The sequence below is a fragment of the Streptomyces sp. NPDC056479 genome, from assembly GCF_042795335.1.
Classification (GTDB): domain Bacteria; phylum Actinomycetota; class Actinomycetes; order Streptomycetales; family Streptomycetaceae; genus Streptomyces.
In genome coordinates this window covers 1,176,463-1,188,376 of record NZ_JBHTRZ010000001.1, presented here as the reverse complement: position 1 = coordinate 1,188,376, position 11,914 = coordinate 1,176,463, and the positions used below count along the sequence as shown (strand labels likewise).

Below are 11,914 nucleotides of genomic sequence, written 5' to 3'. Positions count from 1 at the left end.
TCTCCCCATGAACCGAGACCTGGATCTGACTGTCGCGCTCTTCCCCGGACAGGGCGCCTACCGTGCCGGTGCCCTCGCGGCGCTGTGGGAGCGCGGCGCGGACGCCGTGCGGGACACCTTCGAGGTGGTGGACGAGGTCGCCAAGGAGCGACTCGGCCATGAAGTGTCCTCGGTGCTGTTCCAACCCTCCCCGCCCAGTCCCGCCATGCTCCTCCAACAGGCCCCGGACACCCTGCAGTTGGCGATTTTCGCCACCTCGGTGGCCACCCACCGGCTGCTGACCGGGAGCGGCGCGCGCCCCTCGGTCCACATGGGGCACAGCCTGGGCGAGGTGGCCGCGCTGACCTGCGCGGGCGCCTACGAGCTGGCCGACGCCACCGCGGTGCTGTGCGAGCGGATCTCCGTCGTACGCGCCCACGACCGCAGGGGCGGCTCCATGCTCGCGCTGCGCTGCAACCGTGAGCGGGCCGAGCGCCTTGTGGCCCTGATCGACCACGCCAGTCTGGTGGTGGCCGTCGACAACGCCACGGACCAGACCGTCCTGTCGGGCCCCGCCGATGCCATCGGCACCGCCGAGGCGATCGCCCGGCAGCTCGGCATCACCGCGACGCCCCTGCGCTCCCCGCATCCCTTCCACAACCCGCTGCTGGCGGGCGCCCGGCGTGAACTGGCCGCCCGCCTGGCCGCGTTCGAGCGCCGGGACACGACCGTGCCGGTGTACTCACCGATCCTCGGCCGCTTCTACCGCGACGGCGACGACCTCGCCGAGCTGCTCGCCCTGCACCTGGTGACGCCGGTGGACTTCCGCACCGCCCTCACCGCACTGCACGGTGCCGGAGCGCGGACCTTCGTCGAGGCGGGTGCCGGACGGGTGCTGACCAGCCTGGCCGAGGCGGCCCTGCCGGGCGTGCACACCGTGGCGCCGCTCGCGGGCCGCGACGACGAGGCAGGTCTCGCGGCGGGCGTGGACGCACTGCGGGACCCGTTGAGCCGGGCCACAGCCATCCTTCCGGTCAGGGCCCCGGCAGTTGCGGACGCCCCGGTCACCGCGGTGGCGGCGACCGTCGCCGAGGGGGACCCGGTGGCGGAGAACGTCGTCCGGGCCGGCCAGGCCGCGCAGAGCGCCGCGTCCGCCCCGGCCGACCGCGACGAACTCGCGGACCGCGTGCGGGCCTTGTACGCCGAGGCGATGGAGTATCCCCAGGAGGTCTTCACCGATGACGTGCTGCTGGAGGCGGACCTCGGCGTCGACTCCGTGAAGCAGACCGAGCTGCTGAGCCGGCTCGGCGACCGCTTCGGCCTCGGAGCGCCTCCGAGCGGACTGCGCGTGGCGGACTACGACACCTTCGGCAAGGTCGTCGACTTCGTGGCCTCCGGCGTCACGAGCGGCGCCCGCACCCAGGGTCCGGCTGCCCGATGAGCACCCGGCCGCCCGTGTCCCACGGGGAATTCGCCGGGCGCGTCGCCCTCGTCACCGGGGGCGCCGGAAGCGTCGGCCGCGTGATCGTGGAACGGCTCGCCGAGCAGGGCGCCACCGTGCTGCTCAACTGCTTCCACTCCTACGACGCCGCCAAGGACCAGGCGCAGTCCCTCACCGAACGGGGCCTGGACGTACGGGTGGTCCGGGCCTCGGTCGCCCGGCCGGCTCAGGTCGAGCGGATGTTCCACGAGATAGGTGAGACGCACGGCCGTCTCGACATCCTTGTCAACAACGCCGCGGCGGGCTCCTTCGTACCGTTCGAGGAGATCACCGAGGAGCTGCTCGACCGGACCTACGCCACCAACGTCAAGGGCCCGCTGTGGTGCGCCCGCTACGCCCGCCCACTGCTCGCCCGGGCCGCCGGCCGGGGCGGCGCCGTGGTCAACCTCTCCTCCCTCGGATCCGTCACGGCGCCGGCCAACTACCTGCCGGTGGGTATCTCCAAGGCCGCGCTGGAGTCGCTGACCCGCTACCTCGCCGCGGAGCTCGCCGAGGACCGCATCCGTGTGAACGCGGCGTCCTGCGGGCTGATCGACAACCCGGTCGGCCAGATGTTCCCGGCCTTCGAGGACGTCAGCGCCAACACGGTCGCGGCCACCCCGCTCGCCCGTCTGGGCAGCCCAGAGGACCTGGCCGACGTCGTCCTCTTCCTCGCCTCGGAGCGCTCGGGCTGGGTCACCGGGCAGACGCTGCTGGCGGACGGCGGCCTGACGCTGCTGCGCTCGGCGATGTCTCCGAGCCCTGAACAGCCGCCGCAGGTACAGCAGGCGCCCGCGGAGGTACCCGAGCCGGCCGTGGCCGCCGTCCGGGAGCCGGCACCGGAGGTCCCGGCCGACGAGCATGACCCCATCGCCGTCGTCGGCATGGGCCTCGCCGTCCCCGGCGCGTCCTCCCCGGAGGAGTTCTGGCGGCTGCTGCTCGAAGGCCGCGAACTGTTCGTGGAGGCCCCCGCCGACCGGTGGGACATCGCACGCTTTCACGACCAGGACCGCGGCGCGCCGGACAAGACCTATCAGCGTCGCTCCGGATTCATCACTTCCTTCCGGCCGCACGAGCGGCTGGCGGCGGAAGGCCCGGCCGCGGCCGGTCTCGACCACACCACCCTGTGGCTGCGGCACAGCCTGCACCAGGCGCTGGAGGGCGTGCACCGCCGCCCCGCCGACCGGTTCTCCTTCTGCGTCGGCTACACCCCGGACGGCAGCCAGCACCTGGAAGAGGCCTTCGTGCTGGGCGCCGCGCTGGACACGCTGGCCGAGGACGGAGACGACGCGGTCCAGGGGCCGCTCGGCGACGCGCTGCGCAGCCGCTTCCACCGCGGCGACGACCCGTCGGCCGGGTATCTCCCGCACCGGGTCGGCGAGGACGCGATGGCCGGCATCCTGCCCGCCGGTACCCGGCTGCACATGGTCGACACCGCGTGCTCCTCCTCGCTCTACGCGATGGATCTCGGGGTGCGCGACCTGCTGTCCGGGCACAGCGACGTCGCCGTCTGCGGCGGTTCGTTCGCCCTGGCACCGAGCGGCTCGGTGCTGTTCGCCAAGCTCAACGGGCTGTCGGCGGGTGGCGCGGTGCGTGCGCTGGACGCCGGGGCGGACGGTGCGCTGTTCTCCGACGGCGCCGGTCTCGTCGTACTCAAGCGGCTGTCGCGGGCCCGTGCGGACGGGGACCGGGTCCTGGGTCTGCTGTCGGCGATCGGGCTGTCGGCCGACGGACGGGGCAAGGCGATCTACGCGCCGGCGCCGGCCGGTCAGGAACTCGCCGTCGAACGCGCCCTGGAGCGCGGCGGGCTGGACGCCCAGGACGTGGACTGGATCGTCGCGCACGCCACCGGCACACCGGCCGGCGACGAGGCGGAGTTCACCGGCCTGCACGCGCGCTATGCGGGTGTGCGGCCGACGTACATCACCTCCAACAAGTCCCTTGTGGGACACAGTGGTTGGGCGGCCGGCGTGGTCTCCGTGATCCATGCGCTGCTGGCGCTGCGGCACGACACGATCCCGGCGCAGTACCGCTTCGAGCGGCTGCCCGAGGCGCTCACCGAACTGTCCGGGGCGCTGCGTGTGCCGCAGGAGCCGGTGCCGTGGCCGGCCCGGCAGGACCGCCCCCGCCGCGTGGCCGTCTCGGGCTTCGGCTTCGGTGGAACCAACGCCCATCTGATCCTCACCGAGGACCACGCGTCCGCGGCACGGTCCGGCAGTCCGATCGCCGTTCCCGCCCCCGTGGACGAGGAGCTGGTGGTGGTCGGCTGGTCGTCCCGGCTGCCCGGCGCCCCGGACACCGCCGCGGTCACCGCGTGGGCCGCGGGCGAAGGGCCCGCTCCCGAGGCGTCGTTCGGGCCCGTGTACCCGGTGCCGCCGTTCCAGGAGCTGCGGATGCCGCCCCCGACGGCCCGCACCACGGACCGCACACAGCTGATGCTGGTCCGCTGCATGCAGCAACTCGACGAGTCCGTACGGGAGTTCTGCCTGAGCCGACGGCTGAAGACGGGCGTCGTGGTCGGGCACACCGGCGCGACCCGCAACGCGCTGATGTACAAGACCCGCGCCTACCTCGACGAGATCACCCATGCCGTGGCGGGCGCCGAGGAGCCCGCCGTGACGGCGAAGTTCCTGCAGCGGCTGGAGGAGCGGGCCACCGGTCTGATCGCCGAGCCCACCGAGGACTCCTTCCCGGGCGAGATGCCCAATGTCATCGCCGCCCGGCTGTGCAACTACTTCGATCTGCGCGGGCTCAGCCTGACCGTCGACGCCGGCGAGGCCTCGCTCCTGAAGGCCTTCGACGTGGCCGGGCTCTACCTCGGCTTCAAGGAGATCGACGTGGCACTGGTCGCCGGGGTCAACGGCGCGGCGCTGCCCGGCTGGAACGACGCGGGCGAACGCCCCGCCGCCGAGGGCGCGTTCCTGTTCGCGGTGACGCGCCGCTCCCTCGCCGAGGAGGCCGGCCTGCCCGTGCTTGCCGTCATGGAAAGGAGCGCGGCCGCATGAGCGCCGCCCGTCAGGACACCACCCTCCTGGGCGCCGAGGGCGCCCGCGAACTGATCGCCTTCCTGACCCGGTCGGACGGGGCGACCGCCACGACCGTGCTGGAACGGCCGGTGCGCCAAGGCGGCCCGGTGCACCGGCTGACGCTGCGCCGTCCCGGCCGCCGGGCGGCCGCGCCCGAGGACGGCCAGGCCGGCCCGGCCCAGCCCCACCTCCTCGACCGGCACGTCCTGCGCCTGGCCCCGGCCTCGGCTCACGTCGACACCCCGCCACCGGATCTGTTCCCGGCCGGCGCCGCCCTCCTGACGAACACCGGCTACCGCGTCCCCGGTGTGGAGCCGCTCCCCCTCGACGAGTCGCTGGAGAACACGATCGCGCGAGCACGGCCCCGGCACATCCGTGTCCTGGTCGATCTGCACGCCGAACAGGCGGCCCCCTCCGAGGCCTTGCTGGACCTGCACGACGCGATGTTCCGCACGGCCAAGGCCTGTATGGAACGCGCGCAACGGCCGCAATCGTTCGCCGTGGTCGTGCTCGGCGGGGTCGACGCCGCCCGGGTCCCGCACGCCTGCACGGGCCTGTTCACCGGGTTCGCGAAGAGTCTGGCGCTGGAGTGGCCGGACACCTCGGTCGTGGCAGTGGTGCACGAGGCCCGCGACCTGATCGCGGCCGAGCCGGACGCGGCTCGCGAGATGGTGACCGAGCAGTTCCTGCCGGTCGTCTACCACGCGGGCGGCACGCGGCTGTTGTGGCAGGCGGTCGCCGAACCGGGCGAGCACGTCGAGGCACGTCCGAGTGCCCGTGGTTACACGGTGGTCGCGGCCGGCGGCGCCCGCGGCATCGGCGCCGAGCTGCTGCTCGCCCTGGCCCGCCGGGACCGGCCCCGGCTGCACCTGATCGGCTCGACCGACCCCGACGGCGACGCGGCCGACGCGCAGGTGGAGCGCAAGGACTTCATCCGCACCCGGACCACGGGTCCGCAGCCGATGACCGTGCGCGAGGCGAACATGGCCTACGACCGGCTGGGCTCCGCCCGCGAGGTCCGTGCCACACTCGCGGCGCTGCGGGAGGTGTGCGGCGCGGACCGGGTCAGCTACCACCGGTGCGATCTGCGCGACGCGGACGACGTGCACACCACCGTCCGCCGGATCACGGACGCGGAGGGCACCGTCGACCTGCTGCTCAACATCGCCGGCACGAACCGGGCGGCGTCGGTGGAGCAGAAGCGGTTGCAGGACTTCCGCACCGTGCGCGACCTGAAGGTGCGTTCCTACGCCCACCTCAAGGCGGCGTTCGGCAGCCGGCAGCCGCGCCTGTGGTGCAACTTCGGTTCCTTCGTCGGCTTCACCGGCCAGACGGGCGAGACCGACTACGGCGCCGCGAACGACTACTTCAACACGGCCGCCCTGCACCACTCCGCCCACGAGACAAGGGAGTTCACGCTCGGCTGGACGCTGTGGCGCGACGTCGGTCTCGGCGCCACGCCGCTGATGCGGACCTTCCTCGCCAAGAGCGCCCAGTTCACCGCCATGCCCACGGCCGAGGGCGTCGATCACTTCCTGCACGAACTGGACCAGGCGATCCATGGCCAGCACACGCCCGTGACGGTGTTCTTCGGGGACGCCGAACGCACCGCCATCGAAGCGGCCGCACCGGGCTACCTGGACTTCTGCCGCAAGGCGTCCGGCTCGCACAGGACTCCGGCCGCCTCACTCGGCCCCCGACCGCCCGAGTTCTACGTCGACGACATCGTGGACCGCGCCCCCGGCCGGCTGACCGTCGTGCGCCGCTTCGGCCTCGACCGCGACGCCTACCTGCGCGAGCACGTCGTCGCGGGGCACCCCACGCTGCCCGGCACGTTCGTGCCCGAACTCGCCGCGGAGGCCGCCATGCACCTCGTGCCCGGCCGGGTGCCGGTGGTGATCGAGGACGTACGCCTGGAGTCGTTCCTGCGCGTCTACAAGGCAGACCGCGACGAGGTCAAAAGGATCAAGGCGCGGCTGCTGTCCGACGGGCCGCGGGAGTCGGTCGTCGCCGTCGAGGTCACCGGTGACGTCCTCGCGCCGGACGGCCGGCTGCTGGTGAAGGACCGCCGGCACTTCACCGCACGCGTCCGGCTGCGCGACGAACCGGTGGCCGCGCCGCGCTGGGAGCACTGGGACGACCACGGAGCCGAGCCGCTGGCCGATCCCTACCATGTGCCGAATCCCGCGGTGCTGCTCAGCGGTGTCTTCGTCTCCACGGCCGGCACCCGCACCCACCCGAGCGGCCGGCGCGCCCACTACGCGCCCGACCGGAGCGGCATCGACCGCTGGTTCTCCGGCCTCGTCGTGCCGTCCGTGCTGCTGGACGGTCTGGCCCGGGTGTGCGTCCTGGACCGTGCCGAACTGCCGGGCCACGGCGGCGACTGGACCCCGCTCGCCGTACCGCGCACGATCCGCCGCATCGACCTGTACGGCGGCCACACGGACGCCTCGCTCGCGGCGGCCGGAACCCGCGTGGAGCTGTACTCGCTGCCCGCGCGCCTCGACCTGGAGAGCGGCGCGGCCAACCGGGCGGTGGCGGTCACGGCGGCCGGGGACGTGGTGCTCCAGATCAAGGACATGACCGGCGTGGTGCTCGGCCATGTCCACCAGACCACCGGCGCCTACCGCGAGCGTCCGCGCGGCGCCGCACCCGCCCGCACGGCGACACCGCAGGCCCAGGAGGCCACATCATGACGCGTCAGAGCACACCGCGGGGCAGCGACACCGACACCGCCCCGCGGTGCCCGGTGACCGGAGCCCTTGCGGGTGAGGCCCCGCCGCCGGAGCCCGACGGCCCGACCGGGCTCCCGCTGGCCTGGCCCGTGGTCGGCTCCACGATCCTTTACGCCGCCGACCCTCCGGGCTTCGCGGTGCGCGCGCAGCGGGCCCACGGCACCGTGGTGAAGCTGCCGATGATCCCGCACAACCCCACCGTGCAGGTGACCGATCCGGAAGCCGTCCGGCACATCCTGCAGGGCAACGCGGACAACTACTGCCGCGGTGCCTACTACGAGGCGTTCCGGCTGTTCATGGGCCACGGCCTGCTGACGCTCGACGACGGCGACTGGAGGGAGCACCGCAAGGTCGTCAACCCCGCCTTCGCCCCGATCGCGATCGCCGCGCGGGCCGCCGAGACGGACGCGGCCCTGGCTGACCTGACGGACCGCTGGGCCGAACACGCCCGCACGGGGCGCCCCTTCGACCTGTACGCCGAGTCGATGCGGCTCACCTGCCGGGTCATCGGATACGCCCTGGTGGGCCGCGATCTCTCCAAGGAGGGCGGCGAGTTCGCCCGCGCGCTGAGCGTCGCGCTGGAGGCCATCTTCAAGGAGGTCGGCTCCCTGGAGAAGATGGCCCCTTCGTTCATCCCCACGCCCTACCGGCGCCGGGTGCGGCGGGCCCGTCGGACGCTGGAGCGGGTCGTGGCGCAGGCCGCCTGGGACGCCGATCAGGGCTCCGGCGGCGAGGTCGCCGCCCTCATCCGTGCGTCCGATCTGCCCGCGGACGCCTTCTGGTCGAACCTCGTGACCCTGATGCTCGCCGGTGTGGAGACGACCGCCCTCGCGCTGGCGTGGACGCTGTACGAGGTCGCCCGCCACCCGGAGGTCCGCGACCGGGTGGAGGAGGAGACGGACCGGGTGTGTGGGGTGCGCCGACCCGCCTCGGCGGATCTCGACCCGCTGACGTACGTGGGCCGAACCGTCGACGAGGCACTGCGCCTGCACCCGCCGGTGTGGCAGTTCCCGCGGCAGGCGATCGAGGACGACGTCCTCGCCGGCCGCCGCATCGCCGCGGGCACACCGGTCCTGATCTCCGTGTACGCCGCCCACCGCAATCCCGAACAGTGGGACGACCCGGACACGTTCGACCCGGACCGGTTCGCGCCGGAGATCTCCGCCGAGCGCGACCGGTCCGCGTACGTGCCCTTCGGCGGCGGACGCCGTCAGTGCATCGGCAAGCGGATGGGGCTGGGGCTGCTGCGGCAGGCGGTGGCCACGGTGCACGGCCGCTTCCGGCTCAGCCTGGTCGACGAGGCGCCCCGCAGTGGCGCGTTCATCACCCTCTTCCCCAAGGGCGGCATCCGGGTGACGGCGAAGGAGCGCCGAGGATGACGTCAACCGCCGTACCGGATGCGGCTGTTCGGGACTGGCCGGCGCTGCGTCCGCATCTGTCCGCCTTCGACCCCGAGGCCTTCGTACGCCCGGTGACCCGGTTCGTGTGGGAGCCGGTCGAGGTGCCGCGCCCGGCCCCGGCCACGGACACACCGCTGGCCGGGAGGAATCTGCTGCTGGTGGGCGAGGAGCGGGACCTGGTCGACGCGGTCGGTGCGGCGCTCGAGCGGCGCGGTGCCCGCATCATGACCCACACCCCCGGCACCCGGCTTCCGGCGGACGGCTGGGACGGCATCGTCGACCTCAACGTGGGCGGCCGGGCCTATGAGTTGGGGGACACGTCGTGGCGGCAGGCGCTCGGTCGCACCTCCGAGGCCGTACGCTCCGCGTATCCGCGCTGGGCCGCCGAGCACCGCTACGGCCACCACGTCTATGTGGCCGTCACGCATCTCGGCGGGCTCGGCGGACACGGCGACGGCACGGTGCCGCAGCCGCTCGGCGGCATCTGGGCGGGGCTGGCCAAGTGCCTGCCCCGTGAACTGCCCGCCGCCGGGCTCGTCGTGGTGGACGTCGACCGTGCCGAACCCGAGGTGATCGCCGAGGCGGTCGCCCGCGAGTACGTGCGCCCCGAGGACTTCGAGGTCTGCTACCGCGCGGGGCGGCGCCATGTACTCGCCGGGCGGCCCGCCGCGGCCGCGCCGCCCGGCGAGGCCGCCGCACCCGGTCCGGGCGACACGGTCCTCGTCACGGGCGGTGCCCGGGGCGTCGGCTTCGCGGCGGCCCGAGCGTTCGCCGAGACGTTCGGCTGCCGGGTCGTGGTCACCGGACGGGGCGAGCGCCCGCGGCCGGAGGGGATCTTCGCCCTGGACGACGAGGAGTTCGCCCGGTGGCGTCGCGAGCGGCTCGCCACCGGACGGACCCCCGCACAGCTGGCCGAAGTCCGTGGCGAAGTGCGTCGGGCCGAAGAGAACCGTGCCGTGCACCGCAACCTCGCGGGCGCGGCGGCCGACGGGCTGCGCATCGACTACCGTCGCTGCGACTGCACGGACCCCGATCAGGTCGAGCGCGTGTTCGCCGCGCTGGGCGAGGGGCCGACCCATGTCGTGCACAACGCCGGTATCGACGAGCCGGCCCGCTTCGACCGCAAGTCGGCCGACGACGTCGTCCGTACCGTCGACGTCAAGGTCACCGGCTTCGCCAACCTGGTCCGTGCCGTCCTCGCACGGCCCGAACGCCGTGCGCGGCTGCGGCTGTTGAGCAACGTCGGCTCGCTGGCCGGCCGCATGGGCGGCATGGTGGGACAGATCGACTACGCGGCGGGCAACGAGGCGCTGGCCAGGCTGGGCTTCTGGGCGCGGGACAATCTGGGGCTGCCGGTGCAGACCCTGTGCTGGCCGACCTGGGAACGGCTCGGCGTCATCGCCAACTACGCCGCGGCCGTACGCTACGTCTCCACCCTCGACCCCGTCGAAGGGGCCCGGCTGTGGGCCGCCGAGCTGGCATCGGGCCACACCGGGGAGGCGGTCTTCCTCGGCCGGATCGGCGCCGTCCTCTCCCCCGGCCAGCTGCGCGGCTTCGGCACGCTCACGGGACACCCCGACCTTCCCCGGCTGCATGCGCTGGACCACTACCTCGGTGAGGTCGAGGAGTACGAGATCTTCCGGATGCTGCGCACCTCGCTGACCCTGAGGGCGCGTCACCATCCCTGTCTGGCCGAGTTCCGGGTCGGGTCGGACCTCGCCGTTCCCGTCAGCGTCGTCCTCGAGTACGCGGTGGCCGCGGGCGACTGGGTGGTTCCGGAAGGGTGGCCCCTGCTGCACCTGCGCGAGCTGCGCGCCCTGCGGGTCCGGCTCGCGGGGCTGCGGTTCACCGGCGATGCGCTCACCCTGCGCCGCGAGGCGCGGGGGGTGCGGCGCGACGGCGAGTGGTGCGTGGACGTCACGGTCCGCGACGCCACCGGAGGGGAGGTCGCGTCGCTGACGCTGGTCTACGGCGAGCAGCCGGTGACGGGGCTGCCTGCGAGCGGTGCGGGCGACTCCAACGGCCTCGCGGCGCACGCAGGTCGGCGGCGGCACGGCGGCCCGCTCGACTGGGCGGGCGTGGTCTTCCCTGACGTTCCCGAGGGGGAGGACACAGTGCCCACGGTGTTTCCCGCCGACCTTTGGACGGTGCCCTTCCCGCCCTCCCCCACGGTCGATCCCGCGGCCGTGGAGGCATTGGTCCGTGCGACCGACCGAAGCTGCTCCCCCAGAGCCACCCCGGGCACCCTGTCCGTCCACCGCCTCGTCCTGGCTCCCGGCGCCCAGCGTGTTCAACGCCTGCGCCCTGAGGGCGAGTCGGGCCGATGGACGGGCAGCCGTGAGGGCGTCACGGTCCTGGTCGCGGACGGCGCGATGATCTCGAACTGAAACCGCCGCCGTCACTCGACAGGCCCGGAATCCTCTTCCGGGCCTGTCTCGCATTCGCAAACGATCCGTCCGCCCTCAGTCGGCCCGCCACCCGGTCACCACGGCGCTCAGCATCCGCTCGTAGGAGTCGGCGATCGCCAGCCCCGGTGGCTCGTTGCCTGACAGTTCCAGGGACACCAGCCCGTGGGCCGTGCCCCAGCAGGTCAACGCCACGACCTCGGGGTCGAGTTCGGTGGTGAACTGCTTGTCCCGCTGTCCGCGGCGTACGGCGTCGACGAGCGGCTGGTACATCTCCACCATCTCGCGCTGCCCCTCCTCCGCGGGCTCGAACTGGCCCAGGCTGTCCGAGAAGAGGATCGCGTAGAGGTGCGGATTCGCGAGCGCATAGTCGCGATAGGCGATGCCGAGGCGGATCACGTCGTACGCAGGATCGTCGGTGGGCTGGACGGTGGCCAGCCGCACGACGAAGAGCCGCGCGGCCTCCTCGTAGAGGCTGGCGAGCAGTCCTGCCTTGTTCCCGAACAGCGAGTAGACGGCCGTCGTGGAGGTCTTCGCCTCTGCTGCGAGCTGCCGGAGACTCAGCGCGGCGACACCCCGGTCGAAGACCGTGGCGGCCGCGCGGTTGATGAGCCGCAGCCGGAGCGCTTCGTCATGTGTCTTGAGCCTGGCCATTCCCCAACAGTATGACAACACCGTTGTGAAGAGCCCCTGAGGTCGCGTCAGGCCGATGTCAGATCATGCGCCCCTTCCGAACGCAAGCCTTCGGGAGAGATTTTTTCGAGACAAAGCCGCAGGTCATGTGGGGTAACCGCGAGTTCGCCCAGTTAGACAGTGTGCAATAGACCTGGAGCGAGCAATAAAAACACTGTTACGGTTGCCGCGGCGCCGTCCTCCGGCCGGCGCGCGG

At 73.0% G+C, this 11,914-nt stretch carries 6 protein-coding genes; 5 read left to right on the top strand and 1 reads right to left on the bottom strand.

The window, feature by feature from the left end; genetic code table 11:
- The first annotated feature begins 7 nt into the window (after positions 1 to 7).
- From ACFQ6S_RS05230 to ACFQ6S_RS05210, 5 genes are read left to right on the top strand one after another with little or no spacing between them, the layout of a single operon-like run.
- Positions 8 to 1,420: an acyltransferase domain-containing protein gene (locus ACFQ6S_RS05230; protein WP_383403730.1), complete on the top strand. Its 1,413-nt coding sequence runs from the start codon at positions 8 to 10 to the stop codon at positions 1,418 to 1,420.
- Positions 1,421 to 1,434: 14 nt separating this feature from the next.
- Positions 1,435 to 4,464: an SDR family oxidoreductase gene (locus tag ACFQ6S_RS05225; RefSeq protein ID WP_383403727.1), complete on the top strand. Its 3,030-nt coding sequence runs from the start codon at positions 1,435 to 1,437 to the stop codon at positions 4,462 to 4,464.
- Complete coding sequence (locus tag ACFQ6S_RS05220; RefSeq protein WP_383403724.1) at positions 4,461 to 7,181, top strand: SDR family NAD(P)-dependent oxidoreductase; 2,721 nt, start codon at positions 4,461 to 4,463, stop codon at positions 7,179 to 7,181. Before ACFQ6S_RS05225 ends, ACFQ6S_RS05220 begins: the two co-directional genes overlap by 4 nt.
- Complete coding sequence (locus tag ACFQ6S_RS05215) at positions 7,178 to 8,599, top strand: cytochrome P450 (RefSeq protein ID WP_383403721.1); 1,422 nt, start codon at positions 7,178 to 7,180, stop codon at positions 8,597 to 8,599. Before ACFQ6S_RS05220 ends, ACFQ6S_RS05215 begins: the two co-directional genes overlap by 4 nt.
- Complete coding sequence (locus ACFQ6S_RS05210) at positions 8,596 to 11,007, top strand: SDR family NAD(P)-dependent oxidoreductase (RefSeq protein WP_383403718.1); 2,412 nt, start codon at positions 8,596 to 8,598, stop codon at positions 11,005 to 11,007. Before ACFQ6S_RS05215 ends, ACFQ6S_RS05210 begins: the two co-directional genes overlap by 4 nt.
- Positions 11,008 to 11,082: 75 nt before the next feature.
- Here ACFQ6S_RS05210 and ACFQ6S_RS05205 read toward each other — a convergent pair whose 3' ends face one another.
- Entirely contained in the window at positions 11,083 to 11,679 is a 597-nt protein-coding gene (locus tag ACFQ6S_RS05205) for a TetR/AcrR family transcriptional regulator (RefSeq protein ID WP_383403715.1), read from the bottom strand.
- Positions 11,680 to 11,914: the final 235 nt, after the last annotated feature.